This window comes from Variovorax sp. AB1(2024) (assembly GCF_037482385.2).
Lineage (GTDB): Bacteria > Pseudomonadota > Gammaproteobacteria > Burkholderiales > Burkholderiaceae_C > Variovorax.
In genome coordinates this window covers 483,695-503,013 of sequence record NZ_JBBHKP020000002.1, presented here as the reverse complement: position 1 = coordinate 503,013, position 19,319 = coordinate 483,695, and the positions used below count along the sequence as shown (strand labels likewise).

The 19,319-nt window shown below is 68.1% G+C and carries 18 protein-coding genes; 7 read left to right on the top strand and 11 right to left on the bottom strand.

All coding sequences use genetic code 11. The annotated features are described in order from the left end of the window. Nucleotides 1-37: 37 nt before the first annotated feature. The 5 genes from WIX39_RS29290 (at nt 38) to WIX39_RS29270 (ending at nt 4,673) form a co-directional block, all read left to right on the top strand. Complete coding sequence (locus tag WIX39_RS29290) at nt 38-1,018, top strand: VWA domain-containing protein (RefSeq protein ID WP_409196656.1); 981 nt, start codon at nt 38-40, stop codon at nt 1,016-1,018. A gap of 7 nt (nt 1,019-1,025) precedes the next feature. Next, complete coding sequence (locus WIX39_RS29285; protein WP_253819826.1) at nt 1,026-2,369, top strand: adenylosuccinate synthetase; 1,344 nt, start codon at nt 1,026-1,028, stop codon at nt 2,367-2,369. A 19-nt stretch (nt 2,370-2,388) separates the two neighbouring features. After that, the gene (locus WIX39_RS29280; RefSeq protein ID WP_409196655.1) at nt 2,389-2,907 is read left to right on the top strand and encodes a GGDEF domain-containing protein; all 519 of its coding nucleotides are present in this window, start codon (nt 2,389-2,391) and stop codon (nt 2,905-2,907) included. Nucleotides 2,908-3,773: 866 nt separating this feature from the next. After that, the gene (locus WIX39_RS29275; protein ID WP_409196654.1) at nt 3,774-4,430 is read left to right on the top strand and encodes a restriction endonuclease; all 657 of its coding nucleotides are present in this window, start codon (nt 3,774-3,776) and stop codon (nt 4,428-4,430) included. A gap of 84 nt (nt 4,431-4,514) precedes the next feature. Next, nucleotides 4,515-4,673, top strand: coding sequence for a hypothetical protein (locus tag WIX39_RS29270; RefSeq protein ID WP_409196653.1), 159 nt, complete (start codon nt 4,515-4,517; stop codon nt 4,671-4,673). Between the two features lie 94 nt (nt 4,674-4,767). On the opposite strand, the gene WIX39_RS29265 is transcribed toward WIX39_RS29270, so the two are convergent. Continuing rightward, nucleotides 4,768-5,967, bottom strand: coding sequence for an amylo-alpha-1,6-glucosidase (locus WIX39_RS29265; RefSeq protein WP_409196652.1), 1,200 nt, complete (start codon nt 5,965-5,967; stop codon nt 4,768-4,770). Nucleotides 5,968-6,235: 268 nt separating this feature from the next. Here WIX39_RS29265 and WIX39_RS29260 point away from each other — a divergent pair, with 268 nt between their 5' ends. Continuing rightward, nucleotides 6,236-6,583, top strand: a complete 348-nt coding sequence (locus tag WIX39_RS29260) for a hypothetical protein (protein ID WP_409196651.1) — start codon at nt 6,236-6,238, stop codon at nt 6,581-6,583. Between the two features lie 12 nt (nt 6,584-6,595). On the opposite strand, the gene WIX39_RS29255 is transcribed toward WIX39_RS29260, so the two are convergent. The 10 genes from WIX39_RS29255 to WIX39_RS29210 all read right to left on the bottom strand — a co-directional run bounded on the left by WIX39_RS29255 (nt 6,596) and on the right by WIX39_RS29210 (nt 17,525). Further along, on the bottom strand, nt 6,596-7,063 hold the full coding sequence (locus WIX39_RS29255; RefSeq protein ID WP_409196650.1) for a GNAT family N-acetyltransferase: 468 nt from the start codon (nt 7,061-7,063) through the stop codon (nt 6,596-6,598). Between the two features lie 63 nt (nt 7,064-7,126). Beyond that, nucleotides 7,127-8,104: a CobW family GTP-binding protein gene (locus WIX39_RS29250; protein ID WP_409196649.1), complete on the bottom strand. Its 978-nt coding sequence runs from the start codon at nt 8,102-8,104 to the stop codon at nt 7,127-7,129. A gap of 7 nt (nt 8,105-8,111) precedes the next feature. Continuing rightward, the gene (locus tag WIX39_RS29245; protein ID WP_409196648.1) at nt 8,112-9,791 is read right to left on the bottom strand and encodes an amidohydrolase; all 1,680 of its coding nucleotides are present in this window, start codon (nt 9,789-9,791) and stop codon (nt 8,112-8,114) included. Next, nucleotides 9,788-10,825: an ABC transporter ATP-binding protein gene (locus tag WIX39_RS29240; RefSeq protein ID WP_409196647.1), complete on the bottom strand. Its 1,038-nt coding sequence runs from the start codon at nt 10,823-10,825 to the stop codon at nt 9,788-9,790. The genes WIX39_RS29245 and WIX39_RS29240 overlap by 4 nt, the downstream gene beginning before the upstream one ends. Then, nucleotides 10,822-11,871 (bottom strand): ABC transporter ATP-binding protein, encoded by a 1,050-nt coding sequence (locus WIX39_RS29235; RefSeq protein ID WP_409196646.1) that lies wholly within the window; start codon nt 11,869-11,871, stop codon nt 10,822-10,824. The genes WIX39_RS29240 and WIX39_RS29235 overlap by 4 nt, the downstream gene beginning before the upstream one ends. Continuing rightward, on the bottom strand, nt 11,871-12,764 hold the full coding sequence (locus WIX39_RS29230; RefSeq protein WP_409196882.1) for an ABC transporter permease: 894 nt from the start codon (nt 12,762-12,764) through the stop codon (nt 11,871-11,873). The genes WIX39_RS29235 and WIX39_RS29230 overlap by 1 nt, the downstream gene beginning before the upstream one ends. Nucleotides 12,765-12,778: 14 nt before the next feature. Further along, the gene (locus WIX39_RS29225; RefSeq protein WP_409196881.1) at nt 12,779-13,756 is read right to left on the bottom strand and encodes an ABC transporter permease; all 978 of its coding nucleotides are present in this window, start codon (nt 13,754-13,756) and stop codon (nt 12,779-12,781) included. A gap of 21 nt (nt 13,757-13,777) precedes the next feature. Beyond that, nucleotides 13,778-15,391 carry an ABC transporter substrate-binding protein gene (locus WIX39_RS29220; RefSeq protein WP_409196645.1) on the bottom strand — a complete coding sequence of 538 codons (1,614 nt, stop codon included), beginning with the start codon at nt 15,389-15,391 and terminating at the stop codon, nt 13,778-13,780. Nucleotides 15,392-15,595: 204 nt separating this feature from the next. Further along, on the bottom strand, nt 15,596-17,080 hold the full coding sequence (locus tag WIX39_RS29215; RefSeq protein ID WP_081267579.1) for an NAD(P)/FAD-dependent oxidoreductase: 1,485 nt from the start codon (nt 17,078-17,080) through the stop codon (nt 15,596-15,598). A gap of 31 nt (nt 17,081-17,111) precedes the next feature. Next, nucleotides 17,112-17,525, bottom strand: a complete 414-nt coding sequence (locus tag WIX39_RS29210; protein ID WP_081267580.1) for a nuclear transport factor 2 family protein — start codon at nt 17,523-17,525, stop codon at nt 17,112-17,114. A 139-nt stretch (nt 17,526-17,664) separates the two neighbouring features. Here WIX39_RS29210 and WIX39_RS29205 point away from each other — a divergent pair, with 139 nt between their 5' ends. Further along, the gene (locus tag WIX39_RS29205) at nt 17,665-19,200 is read left to right on the top strand and encodes a PLP-dependent aminotransferase family protein (protein WP_409196644.1); all 1,536 of its coding nucleotides are present in this window, start codon (nt 17,665-17,667) and stop codon (nt 19,198-19,200) included. Nucleotides 19,201-19,319: the final 119 nt, after the last annotated feature.

Below are 19,319 nucleotides of genomic sequence, written 5' to 3'. Positions count from 1 at the left end.
CCCCCTTCATCTTCCTTCCGCATCAAGGAGTCACTACATGGGCTACGGAAACTACTCGCATGCCGCCCACACGGCACTCATCGCCGACCGCCCCGCCAAGCCCGGCGCCGAGGTCTTCACCCAGCGCTCCACCCATCCGCTGATGAACCCGCAGGGGCTCAAGGTGCGCGAGTCGCGCGACAACGCCGACCACCCCAACTCGCTGGGCATCGTCTTCGCGCTCGACGTCACCGGTTCCATGGGCGACATCCCGCAGACCCTGGCGCGCAAGGAGCTGCCCACCTTCATGAAGCTGCTCACCGACTGCGGCGTGGCCGACCCCCAGCTCATGTTCATGGCCATCGGCGACGCCACCTCGGACCACGCGCCGCTGCAGGTGGGGCAGTTCGAATCGACCGCCAACCTCATGGACCAGTGGCTCACCTGGAGCTACCTCGAAGGCGGCGGGGGCGGCTCCGGCGAGGAAAGCTACGAGCTGGCCTTCTATGTCATGGCCCAGCACACCGACATGGACTGCTGGGTCAAGCGCAAGAAGCGCGGCTATCTGTTCGTCACCGGCGACGAGCTGCCGTACCCCGCCGTGTCGCGCCATCAGGTGGAAGGGCTGATCGGCGAGAAGCTCGACGAGGACATCCCCATCGAGGAGGTCATTGCCGCAGCGGCCGAGACCACCAACCTGTTCTTTCTGATCCCCGACGCGCAGCGCCGCCGCCGCTGCGAAGGCCGCTGGCGCGAACTGCTGGGCGATCACGTCATCTGCATGGATTCGCCCGACGACGCCTGCGCCGTGGCCGCCGGCATCGTCGCGCTCACCGAGAAGGCCGTCCCCAGCCTCGAGGCACTGGCCGGCGTCATGAGCGGCACCGGCATGGCCAAGGAACGCGTGGGCGGCGTGCTGCACGCACTCGACGGCTACGCCGCGCTGCTCGATCCGGCGGCATCGCGCCGCGCGCCACCGGCCGTGGCCACCGCCGCGGCCGGCCCGCGCTCGTCGTGGTGGAAGCGGCTCTTCGGCTGATCGCAGGGTGAGCGCCGCAGCCTTCATGGCCACGCGCTACGTCTCGCTGCTCGGCCTCGGCTTCGGAGACTGCGGCAAGGGGCTGTTCACCGATCATCTGAGCGGCGCTCTGGGGGCGCACACGGTCGTGCGGTTCAACGGCGGCGCGCAGGCGGGCCACAACGTGGTGCTGGCCGACGGACGCCACCACACCTTCTCCCAGTTCGGCGCCGGCAGCTTTCATGCGGGAGTCGGCACGGTGCTGGCGAGCCCGGTGGTCGTGCACCCGACCGCGCTGCGTGTCGAGGAAGAGGCGCTGCGGCGCGCGGGCGTGAACGACGCCTTCTCGCGCCTGCTGGTCGATGCGCGTTGCCGCGTGACGACGCCGTTCCACCAGGCGGCCGGGCGGTTGCGTGAATGGGCGCGCGGGTCTGACGCGCACGGCAGTTGCGGCGTGGGAGTCGGTGAAACCGTTCGGCATGCGCTGGCCGCGCCGGACGAGGCCTTGCGCTACGGCGACCTGCCGTTCCCGGCCCGCGCGCTCGAAAAGCTGCAGGCCTCGCGCACCGCGCTGCTTCGCGAATTCGCGCACACGGCCTTCTCGCATGCCGGCGCCGCGCAGGAACTGTCTGTGCTGCAGGACGAATCGCTGGCACGGCGCTGGCTCGATGCCGTTGCGCCATGCCTGGCGCAATCGCCCCCCGCCAGCGCGGACCGCATCGCCGAGCGCCTCGCGCGGGCCGGAACCGTGATCTTCGAAGGCGCGCAGGGCGTGCTGCTCGACGAGTGGCGCGGTTTCCATCCGCACACCACGTGGAGCACGATCTCTGCGGCGGCGGTCGAGGCCGTGCTGCGCGACGCGGGCATCGACGCACCGGTGCAGCACCTGGGCGTGCTGCGCAGCTATCTCACGCGGCACGGCCCGGGCCCGCTGCCGACGCACGACCGCGCGCTCGACGCGCGCCTGCGCGAGCCGCACAACGCGGATGAAGGCTGGCAGGGCGTGTTCCGCAGGGGCCATCCCGATGCGGTGCTGCTGCGCTACGCACTCGACGCGGTCGGCGCGCTCGACGGACTGGTGGTGAGCCACCTCGACGCCGTCGATGGTGCCGGACTGCGCTGGTGCGCCGGCTACCGCACGGAGGACGCAGGCCGCCTCACCGCGCTGCCGGCCGGCGGTGTGCGGGACCTTGCGCACCAGCACGCCCTGACGCGGTTGCTGCAGGGCGCCGAACCCATCTACGAAGCGCACCCCATCGCCACGGCGCACGCATGGGTCGCGCATGCCGAGGCGCTGAGCGGCTTGCCCGTGCGCTTCGGCGCTTTCGGCCCGACGCGCGAGACCGTGCGCGACCGCAAGCATCTTCCTTGATCAGAGCCTTCGTGAGCGAGTGGAACATTCCACTTGTCGTCGGTGCCGGTCTGAGCGCCATCGCGGCACTGCTGCTGCCGGACCTGGATCATTCAAGCGGGTCGATGATTTGCATGGCCATCATGGCGGCGACCTGGTGCTGCAGGCTTTTGCAAAGCGAGTGCAGGCGAGGCTGCGATCGGCGGACGTGTTCGCCCGATTGGGCGGCGAGGAATTCGCGGTGCTGCTGCCAGACACCGATGGAATGCGTGCAGATCAGGCGCGCTACCAGGCCAAGTGGCAAGCCGCAATCGGGTGGTGGTATGGGAGAGCGAGACATTGGCACGGGCAGAAGCCGCCGCCGCGTGACCAATTCATGGGAGGCGAAAAGTATTCATTCGACGCAAACTCGCCGCCTCCAGTTTCAAGGTGGCGCACATGCCGAAGTTGTCCGAATACATCCGTGAGAAGTTTCCCGTCGACCTCGTCCTGGGCAAGGTCCGCCATGCGATCCAGTTTGCCGAGGGCGGCGGCATCAAGGCCCTGGGCCTGGACATGACGGCCCAGGAATGCCAGGCGATGGTCGACAAAGTGGTGCTGACCCCCGCCGCCGGCAATCACCGCCATGTGCGCTTCATCGGATTCGACCAGGAGCGCGTCAACGGACTGGGCGCCGGGCTCGACATCGCGCTGCGGATGCTCGAGGAAGCGAAGCGCAACGTCGGCCTTCACACATGGCCAGGCAAGACGCACTTCGAAAGCATCTTCGGCTCGCGTGCATGGCATGGCAGCAGCGCCACCCGCAAGGCGGGGGCGGCCGCCGGCAACGCCAACGCCGAATCCGGGTTCGCGTCGCGCGCGAGCTATGTGCGCGCCAAGATCGACCAGATGATGGACGACCTGCGCGATCCGCGCTGGATTCTGTACAAGAGCAACGAAGCGGGCGATGCCGCGGCCCTGAAGGGCGGCCGGGGCGGCTATCTCATGGCGATCGGCCCGGCATTTCCGCGCGGAGCGGTCGGGCACTTCCATGCCGGCGTGCTGATCCACGAGGTGGGCCACAACCTCGGGCTCGCCGATGTCTGCGGCGAATGCCAGCAGCATCGCCAACTGCTCGACGCCACCCACTATGCGCCGCGGTCGGACGCCAACATCCCGCAGTGCACCGGCAACACCCCTCACGGCGCGATGGCCGCCTCGGGGAAGGGCCACTTCATCGGCTCGAAGCAGGTGAAACGTCTGGCGGACGCGCACAAGAACGCCACCATCTACAACACCGACTCCTACCGCTGGTACTGCTATGCCTTCTTCAAGAACGAGGTGGATGCGGGCATCTCGGCGCACAAGGCGCTGTTGGAGCCGGCTTGAGCCGAGCCTCTGAAGATCTGAGGCATAGAGTTACATTTGTCTCCCAGGAGGCACGACATGACTGGATTCTGGCGTAGGAGCAAGGCTGATTCGGAAGAGGAGAAGCGGGCGATAACTGAAGTACTTGGCAGAGGCGGAGCAAAGCCAGAGCCCCAGGCAAAGTGGTCGCCCGGAGTATTCGACGACATCGAGTGGCGTCGCTTCGAGGCTTTATGTGAAGCTCTATTCGCGCAAGCAGGCGTTCGTACCGAAAGCCAGTCACACGGGGCCGACGGCGGAATCGACATCTGGCTTTATTCGGCCAATAGCCCGAAACCGATGATCGTGCAATGCAAGCACTGGAGAAGCAAGCCCGTGGGTGTGCAGCAGATGCGTGAATTTTTCGGAGTTCTCAAGGCACACGATCTGCAATACGGCACATTCGCGACCAGCTCGACATGTACCTCCGACGCACTGGAATTCGCTAGGAGCAATGGCATAAATGCACAAGACCGCGCGGGGTTGCTGCAACTGATTTCGCGACGCACAGCCGATCAACAAGCTTCACTTCTGAAGGTTGCCTACGATGGCGAGTTCTGGCGACCAACCTGCGTCAAGTGCGGAGTGAAGATGGTGGAACGCCAGCCCAAAGACGGGGGAGTCCCGTTCTGGGGTTGCGCCAACTTCGCAAAGCTGCGCTGCATGAACAGAATGCAAATGGCGGGCAAGCGCTAATTGCCGCTATCCGCGGTTGCCGCGAGCCGCGGCAATCAACCTGCATTTTTTTGCCGCCTGCCCTGCGTTGAGCTGTGACAGCCCATGAATCAACTGACGCCTTATGCCGTGGTGCGCGTCAAATGTCTTGTGGCAACGGGCAATGACTACGACGGCTGGTGCGTGAACAAACGCCCGCCTGCGATAGATGATGTCGGGACATTGCTCGAAGTCCTTGCAGCGCCGGACCTGCCCTATAGATAAGTGGTGGAAAGCTGCGCCGCTGATCGCATGACGGTCTGGCCGGGAGACTTCCTCGCTGAAGAATCGGAGCCTTTCGAAGGTCAGCGGCGCCCCCTCACCAGGCCACCCCATCCCCCAGCAACTCCCGCCGCGCCAGCAGGAACGCGGCCGCATTCCAGCTCTGTCCCGCCATTCCCATCGGCGCCAGCGTGCGCCCGTGAAACCACTCGGTGAATCGCCAGTCGTCCTGCGCGTTGGCCTGTGCCAGCCGCGCGAGTTCGGTCCATGCCTGCTCATGCAGCCCCAGCCGTGCCAGCGCCATCACCCAGAAGCCGCCGACGAACGGCCAGATGCCTCCGTTGTGGTACTGGTGCACGATGTTCTGCTGGTGCCGGCCCATGTATGCCCGCCACAGCTCATGCTGCTGAGACAGCGGATGCAGCACCACGCGCACCGGGTAAGGCTGCGATGCGTTCGCCGCCTCGATGGTCTGCGCGATGCGCTGCGCCATCGCGGCGTCGGCCAGGCCGCTCTGAATGGCCAGCACGTTGCCGAACACGTCGCCTTCATCCCCGACGACCGCCAGATTGACGAAGCTCAGGTACAGGCCCGGATCGCGCCGGCCACGCCGCGCGTAGTGGCGCAGCAACCGCGCGCGGTGGTACTCGGGCAGGTCTCGCTGGAACGGATTGAACAGGTGGTTGAAGTGGTGCCGGGTTTCTTCCGCATGCTGCAGCGCGAAACGGCGCTTGACGTCGAACCACAGCGCGTTGGTGTAGAGCACATAGCCGGAGCGCGGCATGATGTCGGCCCAGTCGCTGGCCTCGTTCTGCTGCAGCAGGCGGAAGTGCTGGTGCTCCTGCGCGAGCAGCCAGTGGATCGCGCGTTCCACCTCGGCCTGCCAATGCGTGGCTTCCACGTTGCCATGCCTGCGCACGTGGTCCACTGCAATGAGCCACCACAGGGTAGCGTCGATGCAGCCCAGGTACCAGAAGTCGGCGTCCTGGCCCTCGGGGTCGACGTACTTGGGAATCTGCCCGTTCGGGGCCTGTTGCGAAGCGAGCGCGTCGAGGCTGGCCACGGCGCCTTGTTCCAGCGCCGGTACGCCGGTGCCGCACATGGCCATGACGCAGATGGCGGCGTCGCGGCCAAAGATGCGCGTGTAGCGCCGCGCCACGGCGGCCTCGGTGCGGCTGGCGGCCAGGATGCCGTGCGGCGTGAGGTTGTCCTGCAGCAGTTCGAGGGACGCCCGTGCGCAGGTGTCGATGAGCGCGAGCGCGGGAGCGTCGAGGTTGTGGGCGGGGGTGGTCGTCATGGGGCTTTCTTTAGCTCAAGGCATTGACGTCACGAAGAAGCGGACAGGTTCAGGTCGTCGACAGTGTGTGCGGGTCAAGTATTGCAGTGTTTGCATTCGCGCTATGGATTTCGGGGGCATCGCTGCCGCTGGCCCTGCAGCAGGGACGCGCTTCGGCGTATGTTCGCCTGCTGGATTCGCCAGGAGAGACTGCAGCCCCGGCCTTTCCGGCCGGCGCCTTTCCTCTCGTCCTACAGACTGGCCGCGAGGCATGGGCCAGCATGCGCGCATGAAGAGCAAACCGATCCTTGCAGGCCTCGCCGTGGCCGTTTGCTTTGCGGCTGGCCTGGCTGCCGCCGAACCCGTGAAGCTGCCCGTGGACAACGACGACAAGGGCACCGTGTATGTGGCGCCCAACGTCAACCCCACCGAAACCTCGGCCTACACCACCGGTGCGACCGTGGGCGTCGAGCGGCGCGACGGCAGCGGCGCCTACATCGGCACCGACACCTCCACCCCCCGGCCGACCTATTCGCTCGGCGCGAGCACCGGCGGCAATGTGTCGCTCACCGGCGGTGTGTCGTCGGACGGCAAGGCCAACAACGGCGTGAAGGCCGGCGTGACCATCAAGTACTGACCGGCAGCAGCCTCAGACAAGCGTGCCGTAGACGATGAACCCGTCGTGCGACGCGACCTTGTCGTACAGCGTGCGGCCTGCGGCGTTCGTCACATGGGTCTGCCAGTACACCCGGTGGCCGCCTGCCTGCTTCACACGTTCATACACGCCTTGAATCAGCTGGCGCCCGACGCCGCGGCCGCGCTCCGATGGCAGCGTGAACAGGTCCTGCAGGTAGCAGGTCGGCTCGATGCGGGTGGTGCTGCGGTGAAACAGGTAGTGCGTGAGGCCGACGAGCTGGCCGTCACGCTCCGCGACCAGCGCATGCACCGGCTCGTAGGCGTCGAAGAAGCGCTGCCACGTCACCTGCGTGATCTCGTCGGCCAGGGCCGTGGGGCCCTCGCGTCCGTAGAAGGCGTTGTAGCCGTCCCACAGTGGCTTCCACGCCGAATGATCTTCCGCCACGGGAGGACGGATCAGGAGAGAAGAAGAGCTTGTCATGAGGCTGCGGCTGCCTTGCCTTGGTGGAAAACGGACAAGCCCGCGATTGAAACATGACTGGGCTCAGGGCAGGAAAAAAGCCTTGAGCAATTCTTCAGGCAACTGGCCGCGCAGGCCGATAGCGACGACTCCCGCGCGCGCTTCGCCGGCCGGTGGCGCGGTCTTGCGCAGCGTGCCGTGGCGGCCGGCGAACTGCACCTCCGACCATTCATCGCCCGCGTCCCCTTGGCCGGTGCGCAGCACGCCCTTCAGGCGCAGCACGCCGGGCGGCATGTCGCGCAGCCAGGCACGCAGCCTGGCGACGGGAATCACCGCTTCGGGCTGTGCATTCCACGTCTGGAACAACCCGCCGTGATCGGGTGCGTCGTGCGCGTGATGATGGTCGTGGCAGCCAGGCCCGCAGGCATGGGGCAGCGTGTGCGCCGCATGCGGCAATCCCGACAGCAGAACCAGCGGCACGGCCGACTCCACGGTCTGGATGCACGGCGTGCCTGGCGCGGTCGCCGCGACCCAGGCATCGGCGCCCGCCAGCGCATCGGCGGATGCGATGTCCGCCTTGTTCACCACCACCAGGTCGGCCGACTTCACCTGCCGTGCCAGCGTGTCCGCCAGCAGCGGGTCGCGAGACTGCTGTGCCGCCGCGCTCGCATCGACCAGCACGATGACGCTTTCGAGGCTCAGCTCCGGCGCCGCCATGCCGATCTGCGCGATGCGCCACGGGTCCGACACGCCGCTGGCCTCGATCACCACCGCGTCGAACGGCGTCTGGGCCTCGATCACTTCCACCAATGCCCGCCCCAGGTCGTCGCCGATCTGGCAGCACACGCAGCCGTTGGTCAGCGCGGTGGTGTCGCCGTGCGTGGCGGCGATGAGATCGGCGTCGATGTTGAGCGCGCCGAAGTCGTTCACCAGCACCGCCAGGCGCAGTCCATTCGCCTCGCGCAGCCAGCGGTTGAGCAGCGTGGTCTTGCCCGCGCCCAGGAAGCCGCCGATGACCGTGAGCGGCAGGCGCTTCCGTCTCGGGTTTGTCGATGCGGTCACGCGGTCTTCAGCCCCGCTGCGCCTGGAACACGCGGCCCGACAGCACGGTGCCCCAGACGCGCGCGTCCTTCAGCGCCATCGGGTCCATCTCCAGCGGGTCGTCTTCCAGCACGCAGAAGTCGGCGCGCTTGCCGCATTCGATGCTGCCGATCTCGCCGTCGAGCTTGAGCGTCCAGGCCGCGCCGAGCGTGATGGCGCGCAGCGCCTGCGGCACGGTGATGCGCTCGGCCTCGCCCAGCAGGCGGCCCTTGGGGGTGATGCGGTTCACGGCGCACCACGCGGTGAACAGCGGGCCCAGCGGCGTGACCGGTGCGTCGGAGTGGATGGCCAGCGGCACGCCCGCGGCGAGCGCGCTGCCGCAGGCATCGAGGCGGTTGGCGCGGTCGGGGCCCATGGTCATTTCATAGTGCTGGTCGCCCCAGTACCAGATGTGGTTGGCGAACAGGTTGGCGCACAGGCCCAGCGAGGCCATGCGGCGGAACAGCGGCGCATCGATCATCTGGCCGTGCTGCAGCGTGTGGCGGTGGTCGGGACGCGGCGCGCGCGTGAGCACGCGGCCGATGGCGTCGATGGCCACTTCGCTGGCCTCGTCGCCGTTGGTGTGCGTGTGGATGGTGAGGCCGGCGCGGTGGTAGGTCTCGAAGTCGGCCTCGTACTGCGCGGGCGCCGTCACCCAGATGCCGTTGGGCGCGCCGTTGAAATGCCCCGGCCAGCGCAGCCGTGCGGAGAAGCCCTGGATCGAGCCGTCCAGCATCATCTTCACCAGGCCGTAGCGCAGGCGGTCGGTGTTGCGCGGCACCAGCGACTTCACATGTTCCGCGCCCTGTGCGGCGCCGTGCGTGCCATGGAAGGCCTGGAATGCGGGCAGGATGCGCACCGCGAAGTCCTCGTCGCGCGTCACTTTCTCGAGCACGCCGCAGTCGTCCGCGGCGAGCTTGTTGACCAGGTCGGTCGCGGTGGTCACGCCCTGCAGGCAGGCCAGCCTGGCGAACGAGCGCACGCCGGCCTCGGTCATCGGCGCGAGCAGGCCGGCGTTGCCGATCTTGCGCAGCACCAGGAACATGGCGGCCGGCTCCTGCAGCTCGCCCGTGGGTTCGCCTTCGTCCGCGCCTTCGGCGAACTTGACCACGCCCTCGACCTCGTTGTCGCGCGTGATCTCGGCGATGCGCAGCATGGCACTGTTGACGTTCATCAGGTGCCCGTTGGCATGGCCGATGACGATGGGCCGCGTGGCGCTCGCGCGGTCGACGTGATGCACCGTCATGCGTTCTCCGCCGAAGTAGATGGGGTCGAAGCCCCAGGCAACCAGCGGCTCGGTGTCGGGCACGCCGTCCGCCGTCATCTTTGCGGCGACTTCCGCCAGGCGCGAGACCACCTCGTCCATCGAGCGCAGGCCGCTCCAGACCTTGCCTTCGGGGTCCCGGCGGTCGAACCAGCCCAGGTACGTCCAGTCCCACATGCTGCCTTCCTTGAGGTGGCAGTGGCCTTCGACGAGGCCGGGCATCAGAACCTTGGCCGCGAAGCGCTCGTCCAGCGCGAAGGCGCCCCATGCCTGCATGTCCGCCAGCGAGCCGACGGCCAGCACGCGGCCGTCGCGCACCGCCACGTGGGTGGCATGCGGCTGCATCGGGTTCATGGTGATGATCTTGCGGGCGGGGTAGACGGTGGTTGTCGTTGCTTGGCTCATGGCGACTCTGGAATCGAAAGAGGAGGGTGCGGCAGGCCGTCGACGACGTCGACACGCCGGCAGCGTACCCAGTGATCGGGCGCGACTTCGCGCAAGGGCGGCAGCTCGGCCGCGCAGGCCGGCTCCGCCACCGGGCAGCGCCCGGCGAAGCGGCAGCCGGCGGGCGGGTTGATGGGGCTCGGCGGATCGCCGCTCAGCTTGATGCGGTGGGCCGCGCGCCGGCGCCCGCCGCTCACCGTGGGCACCGCCGACATCAGCGCCGCGCTGTACGGATGCAACGGCCGCGCGAAGAAGCTGCGCCGCGGCGCGCGCTCGACGATCTGGCCGAGGTACATCACGGCGATGTCGTCGCAGATGTGCTCCACCACCGCCATGTCGTGCGAGATGAAGAGGTAGGTCAGCCCCAGCTCGCGCTGCAGCCGCGACAGCAGGTTCAGTATCTGCGCGCGGATCGCGATGTCCAGCGCCGACACCGGCTCGTCGCACACCACCAGTTCCGGGTTGGTGGCCAGCGCCCGCGCGATGTTGATGCGCTGGCGCTGCCCGCCGGAGAACTGGTGCGGAAACAGGTGCTGCTGCTCGGGCCGCAGGCCGACCGCCTCGAACAGCTCCGCCACGCGGCGCGTGCGCTCGTCAGGCGTGCCGACCCGCATCAGGTCCAGCGGCGCGCGCACCGCGGCGCCCGCGCGCTCGCGCGGGTTCAGCGAGGAAAACGGGTCCTGGAAGATGATCTGCATGCGCGTGCGCGCCTGCCGCAGCGCCTCGCCGCGCAGTGCGGCCAGGTCGGTGTCGCCGAGCTGCATGCGCCCCGAAGTGACGGGCGACAGCCGCATCACCGCGAGCGCGGTCGTGGTCTTGCCGGAACCTGATTCGCCCACCACCGCGAGCGTGGTGCCGCGCCGGATCTCGAAGGACACGCCGTCCACCGCCTTCACCACCTCGGGCGCGCGGCCCCAGCCGGCCTTGCCGCGCGGAAAGTGCACCTTCAGGTCATCGATTGATAGCAGCGTGTCGGTCTTGCCGATGAATGTCATGCGGCCTCCCGTTGGCGCTGGTCGAGGGTCTGCGCATGCAGCCAGCAGGCCGCGCCGTGCGGGATGCCGGGCGCGATGTCGCCGTGCACCGCGAACATGGGCGGCACTTCCGTCGCGCAGCGCGCCAGCGCGCGCGGGCAGCGTTCGCGGAAGGCGCAGCCCGTGCCCAGCTCCCAGATCGACGGCACCACGCCCGCGATCTCGGCCAGGTCCTCGCGTGCGCCGTCGCCGTATGCCGCGCTGCTGCCCAGCTCCGGCAGGCAGTCGATCAGCCCGCGCGTGTAAGGGTGGCCGGGTTCCGACAGCACCTGTTCGGTCGTACCCTGTTCGATGACGCGGCCGGCGTACATCACCATCACGCGGTCGGCCATCTCGGCCACCGCGCCCATGTCGTGGGTGATGAGCATGATGGCCGTGCCCTTGTCGCGCTGCAGCTCGCGCAGCAGGTCGAAGATCTGCGCCTGCACCGTCACGTCGAGCGCTGTCGTTGGCTCGTCGGCAATGAGGATGTCGGGCCGGCAGGCCAGCGCCATCGCGATCATCACGCGCTGGCGCATGCCGCCGGAGAGCTGGTGCGGGTACTCGTCCACGCGCCGCTCCGGCGCCGGAATGCCCACCTGCCGCAGCATCTCGATGGCACGCTCGCGCGCCGCGTGCGCGTTCATGCCCGCGTGCAGCCGCAGCGACTCGCCGATCTGGTCGCCCACGCTGAACACCGGGTTCAGCGAGGTCATAGGCTCCTGGAAGATCATCGAGATGCGGTTGCCCCGCACTTCGCGCATGCGGGCATCGCTGGCCTGCACCAGGTCTTCGCCCTGGAACAGCACCTGCCCGCTGCGGATGCGCCCGGGCGGCGAAGGAATGAGCCGCAGCAGTGCCAGCGCCGTCATGCTCTTGCCGCAGCCCGACTCGCCGACCACGCACAGCGTTTCGCCGGCGCGGATCTCGAAGTCGACCCCGTTGAGCACCAGCGCCTGGCCGCGCCGCGTCTTGAACTCGACGTGCAGGTCCTGCACGCGCAGCAGTGCGTCGTCTTGCGTGGCCATCAGCGTTCCCTCAGCTTGGGGTTGAGGGCGTCGTTCAGGCCGTCGCCAATGAGGCTCACGGCCAGCACGGTGATGAAGATCGCAGCGCCGGGGAAGGCCACGGCCCACCAGCAGGACAGAACATACTGCCGGCTGGAGCCGATCATCAGCCCCCAGCTCATCTGGTTGGGGTCGCCCAATCCGAGGAAGGAAAGGCCCGCCTCGAACAGTATGGCGGCGCCGATCGCCAGCGTGGCCGACACCACCAGCGGCGGCAGCGCGTTGGGAAGAATGACCTTCCAGATGATGCGCGCGTCGCCGGCGCCGATGGCCCTTTCGGCCCGCACGAACTCCAGTCCGCGGTACTTCATGAACTCGGCGCGTGTGAGCCGCGCCGTGCCGGTCCAGCTCACGATGCCGATAGCCAGCGTCACCGTCACCAGCGTGGGCGAGAACAGCGTGACCACCACCATCGCGAACAGCAGCGCGGGCAGCACCTGGAAGAACTCGGTGAGCTTCATCAGCGCTGCATCGATCTTGCCGCCGTAGTAGCCGGCGAAGGCGCCGAGCGTGATGCCGATCAGCACCGACAGCAGCGCGGCCACCGCGCCCACCAGCAGCGTGGCGCGCCCGCCGTAGATCAGCGCGGTGAGCACGTCGCGGCCCAGGTAGTCGCTGCCGAGCCAGGCGTCCTCGCTGAACGGCGGGGTGAGCGGCGCGGCCCTGATCTCGAACGGGTCGGCCGGGTAGAGCCACGGCCCGGCGACGGCCACCACCAGCACGATCAGCAGCATGGCCATGCCGGCAATGGCGGCGGGGTTGCGCAGGAACATGCGCATCGCCTCCATGCCGGGGTGCTCTACGCGCACTGGCGGCGTGGCGGCGGGTTGGGAAGCGGAAGCAACAGGAGGCATCGCGATGACCTTGCTCATGAGGTCTTGATCCGTGGGTCGATGAAGCGGTAGCACAGGTCGGTGAGCTGGTTCATCACCACCACCACGACGGAAGAGAACAGCAGCACGCCCAGGATGGTCGGGTAGTCGCGCCGCAGCACCGACTCGAAGGCCAGCCGGCCGAGGCCCGGCCAGTTGAACACCGTCTCCACCAGGATGGCTCCGGCCAGCACGTTGCCGAACTGCAGCCCCAGCACCGTGACCACCGGCAGCAGCGCATTGCGCAGCGCATGCTTGTAGAGCACCACGCGGTCGGCCAGCCCCTTGGCGCGGGCGGTGCGAATGAAGTCCGAGCCCAGCACGTCGAGCATCGACGAGCGCGCGAGCCGGCTGTACTGCGCGAGATACACCAGGCTCAGCGTGAGCGTGGGCAGCACCAGGTGCTGCGCCACGTCGAGCATGTCCGCGAAGCCGCCGGTGCCCGTCGAGTCGATGGACCGCATGCCCGCCACAGGAAGAATCGGAAACACCGAGGCCAGCAGGATCACCAGCATGATCCCCAGCCAGAACACCGGCGCCGCAAAGCCCACCAGCGACAGCACGGTGATGAACTGCGACAGCCACCCGTTGGGCTTGCGTGACGAAAGCACGCCGAGCGCGGTGCCCGCGAAGAACGCCAGCAGCACCGAACTCAGCACCAGCAGGAGGGTGGCGGGAACGCGCTCGGCGATCATCTGCGTGACCGGCAGGTTGAAGAAGTACGAGTAGCCCAGGTCGCCGCGCGCCACCTTGCCCAGGTACACGGCCAGCTGCACCGGCAGCGACTTGTCGAGCCCGTACTGCGTGCGCAGCTGCGCCATCAGCTCGGGCGACATGCCGCCGCTGGCGCCGGCAATGGTTTCCACCGGGTCGCCCGGCGCGGCGTGCACCAGCACGAAGTTGAGCACCACCACCGCGATCACCAGGCCCAGGGCCTGGAGAAGTCGCGAGGCGGCATGGCGCAGAAACGGCAGCATGCCCATGACCCGTCCGCCTTACTTGAAGTACACCTCGTCCAGCGGCGACAACGGCCCCCAGATGGTGACCGGCACGTTGCCCAACTTCCTGCTGGCGACGGTGTGATACGGCACCTGGTTGATGAATTCGATCGGCAATTCGTCGGTCACGATCTTCTGGAAGGTGGCGTAGTAGGCCTTGCGCTGCGTCGGGTCGATCAGGCCGCCGGCGGTGTTGAGCAACTCGTCGACCTTCGGGTTGGCATACGACTGGGTGTTGGTCCAGACGATGGGCTTGATGTTGGTCGAGAGGTAGGTGCGGTGCACGCCGATGATCGGGTCGCCCCAGTTGAACACCGTGTCCATCGACATGTCGAAGTCGTGCGAGGCCAGCCGCTTGGCCCAGGCCGGGAAGTCGGCCGAGGCGCGCACCTCCACCGTGATGCCCACCTTCTTGAGCTGGCCGCGGATGTACTCGGCCACGTTCTTCTGCTGGTCGTCCACGCCGGGCAGGTAGTCGATGGTGAGCTTGAAGCGCTCGCCGCCCGCGCCCGCCTTGTAGCCCGCGGCGTCGAGCATCTCGCCGGCCTTCTTCAGGTCGAGCGGGTAGCGCACCAGGTCGGGCACGGCGAACGGGCTGCTGGCCACCAGCGGGCCGTCGGACACGGTGGCAAAGCCGCCCATCAGCGCCTTGGTGATGAAGTTCTTGTCGATGGCGGTGGCGATGGCCTTGCGCACCTGCACGTCCGACAGCGGCTTCTTCGCCGTGTTGAATGCCAGCCAGTTGAGCGCGCCGATGCCGTCGTAGCCCTTGGGCGTGAGCGACATCTTCGGGTCATTGGCCAGGCGCTTCAGGTCGGTGGGCAGCGTGGCGAAGGGCACCATCTGGATGTCGCCGCGCTCCAGGCCGAGCATCAGGCTCGCCGAGTCGGGCGTGATGTTGATGATGACCTTGTCGAGGTAGGGACGCCCCGGAATGAAGAACTTGTCGAAGCGTTCCAGCACCACGCGCTGGGCGGGCTTAAACTCGGCCACGCGGAACGGGCCCGAGCCGATCACGTCGGTGGTGTTGCGCGGGTGGTTCTTCAGGTCTTGTCCGTCGCCGTAGATGTGCTTCGGAAGAATCGGGCACAGCGCGGGCGACATCGCCAGCACGATGGCGGGGTGCGGCACGCTCATGCGCACGACGGCGGTGTAGGGGTCGGGCGTGTCCACCTTCTCGACCGGGCCCATCATGGTGGTGAAGGGGTGGTTGGCCTTGATGGCCAGGATGGAGAAGGCCACGTCGGCTGATGTAACGGGCTTGCCGTCGTGGAACAGCGCGTCCTTGCGCAGCTTGAGCGTGAGCGACTTGCCGTCGTCCGCCAGCTTCCATGACTCGGCCAAATAGGGCTGCGGGGCCCACTTGTCGTCGAAGCGCAGCGGGCTGGCAAAGATCTGCGTCGACGGCATGGCGGTGGCGATGCCCGACTGCACCGCGCCGTTCAGGTGCCGGGGCGTCTGCGTGCTGCCGATCACCAGCGTGCCGCCGCGCCTGGGCTCGTCGGCCGCGAAGACGGACAGCGGCAGCAGGGTGCCTGCCGCCGCGAGGCTGGCGGACAGCAGGGTGGCTCGGCGCGAGAAAACTGGAAGCTCGGGAACGGGGATCGGCATGACAGGACCTCAGGGGAGTTCGACACAGGCAATCGGATTCGGCCCCGGTGAAGCGAAGGCCTTGGCGTCGAAGATAGGCGCTCGCCGCGTGGCGGCGAAGAGCCAACGCGGCGCGACTCGCAGGGCCAGAAGGGGCGGGTTTGCCCCGTTGTGCGGCAGGCTGGTGCATCGGCCTGCGCCACTTCGGGGAATGCGCGCCGGCGCCTACTTCTCGTCGCGCAGCCAGTACCACTTGTAGAGCATGCGCTGCCCGATGCGCCGGAACGGCGCGAACGCGCGCGACTCGACCAGCCCCAGCACATTGGGGAAGGGCAGCGGCGAGCGGTAGATGGGCAGCTCGAACACTTCCTTGCCCGTGTCCTTGCCCGCGACGCGCTCGGCCAGCCGCTTGCCGGCCCAGGTCGAGAACGACACGCCGTTGCCGCCGTAGCCCACCGCGTACCAGATCTTCTTGCCGGCGTCGGGCTGCGTGATGCGCGGCATCATGTCGTGGCTCATGTCGACCCAGCCCCACCACGAGTAGTCGATGCGGATGCCCGCCAGCGGCGGGAACTTGCGCGCGATGGCGTCGGTGAGCAGCTTCAGGTGCACCGGGTGTTCGGCGTCGGCGCCGCTCACTGAACTGCGGCTGCCGATCTGCAGCCGGTTGCCCTTGAGCAGGCGGTAGTAGAAGCGCAGCGTGCGCGTGTCGGTCAGGAAGGTCTGCGACCTGAAGTTGGTGGCCTGCAGTTCGGCGTCGGTGAGCGGGCGCGTGACCACCGAGTTCGACAGGATCGGCATGATCCGGTTCTTCAGCATCGGGTTCAGCGCCTGCCCGGTATAGCCGCCGGTGCACACCGCCACGCGGCGCGCGCGCACCACGCCCGCGGGCGTGCGCAGGTGGTGCACGCCGTCGACGGTGTGCCAGCCCTGCACCGGGCTCGAGGTGTGCACCGTCACGCCCAGCGCGCGAGCCCGCTGCATCAGTCCGAAGGTGAACTTCAAGGGGTGGATGCCGATGCCCTCGGCCTCATACATCGCACCGACCGTCTCGCGTTCGTCACAGTAGTCGCGGCGCACTTCCTCGGCGCTCATCATGCGGGTGGCGTAGCCGAACTGCTCGCGCATCAGGCGCGCCTCGGCGTCCAGGATCGGCAGCTTCTCGGGCCGGTGCGCCAGGTAGAGGTGGCCGCCGTCGAAGGCGTCGCAGTCGATCTGCGTGGTGAGATGGCGGAAGTTCTCGAAGCCGCCGCGGATCTCGGCGTCCAGCCGCCTGGCGGTGTCGATGCCCCAGCGCGCGATCCACTGCGAGCGCTTGAGGCGGCCGCTCGCGTTCTGGCCCTGGCCGCCGCTGCGGCTGGAGCAGCCCCACGCGGCCTGGTTGGCTTCGAGCACGGTGGCGCGAATACCGTGCTCCTGTGCCAGGTAGAGCGCGGTCGACATGCCGGTGGCGCCCGAGCCGATGATGGCCACGTCGACATCGATGTCGCGCACCAGCGGGCCGTCGTCTTCGGGCGGCGTGCCGGCGCTGGCCACCCACCAGGTCGGCGCGTAGGCGCGGCCGGCGCCGGGGTCGGGGGCGTGCAGCGGGTCGTACTGCGGGTCGTAGGGGCGAAACGGCGCCTGCGTCGGCTGCTGTTGCTGCTCGGGCGATGCGCCGTCGACGGTGGCGCTGGCGGTGGCGAACTGCGCCGTACCTGTCATGGTCATGAAGGGCTCCAGTAAGAGGAGGAAGGTCGGCTCACTTCGCGGCGGGCAGGTTGGGGCGGGCCTTGCGGAACACGTTCTTCAGGTGGATCTTTCCGTCCCTGAATGTGAAGACGTCGATGCCGTCGGTTTCGATGCGGCTGCCGTCGGCGGCGGTGCCGGTGAAGGTCCACTGCGAGGTGCCGAAGTCGCCGTGCACGAAGTGCTGGCCGTTGATCCATTGCGCGTCGGGCACGGTTGCCCAGGCGGCGGCGAAGGCCTTGCGCACCGCCTCGGTGCCCGTGTGGCGCGTGCCGCAGGCGTCGGGGCCGGCAGCGGTCTGGAAGATGCAGTCGGGCGTCATGAAGCCCATCAGCGCGTCGATGTCGTGTCGGTTCCAGGCGTCGCTGAATGCGGCGAGGGTGTCGGTGGTCACGGGGGAAGAAGAGGAAGAAGGCTGGGCGGTCACGCGGGAACTCCGGAAATTGATGCGGCAAGCGTAGGCAGCCGTCTGGCGCCGCGATAGGGCCAGTTCCGGGGATTCGACCGAGCCAGAACGCCGCCGGGGTGCCGCAAATTGCGGCGGCTGCCCTAAACTGCGGCGCACCATGCCCAACCCGCGAGCCACCCAGTGGGCGCAGCTATTCGCGCTGCCCGACCAGCCGGCATTGCCCCTGCAGGCCCGCTTGCGGGCCGCCGTGGTGCAGGCCATTCTTGAAGAGCACCTGAGCCCCGGCGCGCCGCTGCCGTCGTCGCGCGAGCTGGCCGCGCTGCTGGGGCTGAGCCGCAACACCGTCACGTCGGCGTACCTGCAGCTGATCGACGAAGGCTTTCTGGAAGCGCGTCCGCGCAGCGGCGTGTTCGTGGCGCGCAACGCGCGGCCGCTGTCCGCCGCGCACGCGGAGCCGCTGGTGGGCCGCAGCGGGCAGGCCAGCCAGCCGCCGGACTGGCAGGGGCGCGTGCTGCGCTCGCTGGTCGACAAGCCCACGCTGTCGAAGCCCGACCGCTGGCGCGACTACCCGTATCCCTTCGTCTACGGCAACTACGACCCGCAGCTGTTTCCCACCGAGGACTTCCGCGAATGCTGCGCGCGCAGCCTGGCGCGTTCACAGCTGCCGCACTGGACGCCGGACTTCGAGACCGACGACGTGCCCGACCTCATCGAGCAGATCCGCACGCGACTGTTACCCAAGCGCGGCGTGTTCGCGCTGAAGGAAGAGATCCTGGTGACCATGGGCGCCCAGCATGCCTACTACCTGCTGGCCGAGGCGCTGTTCGACGAGCAGACGCGCGTGGGGCTCGAGGAGCCGGGCCATCCGCATGCGCGCAACAGCTTTTCGTTGCGGCAGCCCAAGTGGGTGGAGGTCGATGTCGACGAGGAGGGGCTGGTCGTCGATGCGCTGCCCGCGGCCGACTACCTTTTCGTCACACCCTCGCACCAGAGCCCGACGACCGCGACCCTGAGCCTGGAGCGGCGCCAGTGGCTGCTGCGAAAGGCGGAGCTGCAGGACTTCGTGATCATCGAGGACGACTACGAGGCGGAGAACCTGTACGAAGGCACGCCGATGCCCGCGCTCAAGAGCCTGGACAAGACCGGACGGGTGATCTACGTGGGCTCTGTGTCCAAGAGCCTGTCGCCCGCGCTGCGGCTGGGGTTCATCGTGGCGCCGCGGGCGCTCATCAAGGAACTGCGGGTGATACGCCATGCGATGGTGCGGCATCCGAGTGCGTTCCTGCAGCATGCGTATGCGCTGTTTCTTTCGCTGGGGCACCACGAGTCGCATGCGCGCCGGGTCAACCAAGCGATGCAGGAGCGGCTCGCTCTGGCTGCCCAGGCGCTGCGCGACCATTTGCCCGACTTCGAGTTCCGGCTGCCTTCGGGTGGAGCCTCGATCTGGGTGCAGGCACCGACCTGGGTGGATGCCACGGAGCTGTCGCTGATGGCGCGCAACCACGGCGTGCTGATCGAGGCCGGCGATGTGTTCTTCGCGCGGCCGCCGTATCCGTGTCCGTTCTTCCGGCTGCGGCTTTCGTCCATTGCGGCCTCGCAGATTCCGGCGGGCATCCGGGCCTTGGGGATGGCCGTGGAGGAACTGGCTCTGGCGCGAGGCGAGAAGAGGCCTGCCGGCGCGCGGACGCACTGAGCCCTTGTCGATGGGGCCCAGGCTCGCGCGCACCGGTGGCGTGCGCGGCGCACCAGAACGAGGGTAAGTCCCGATCCACTGGCTCTATGCCGACTGCCGCGCTGGTACTTCCTGGCGGC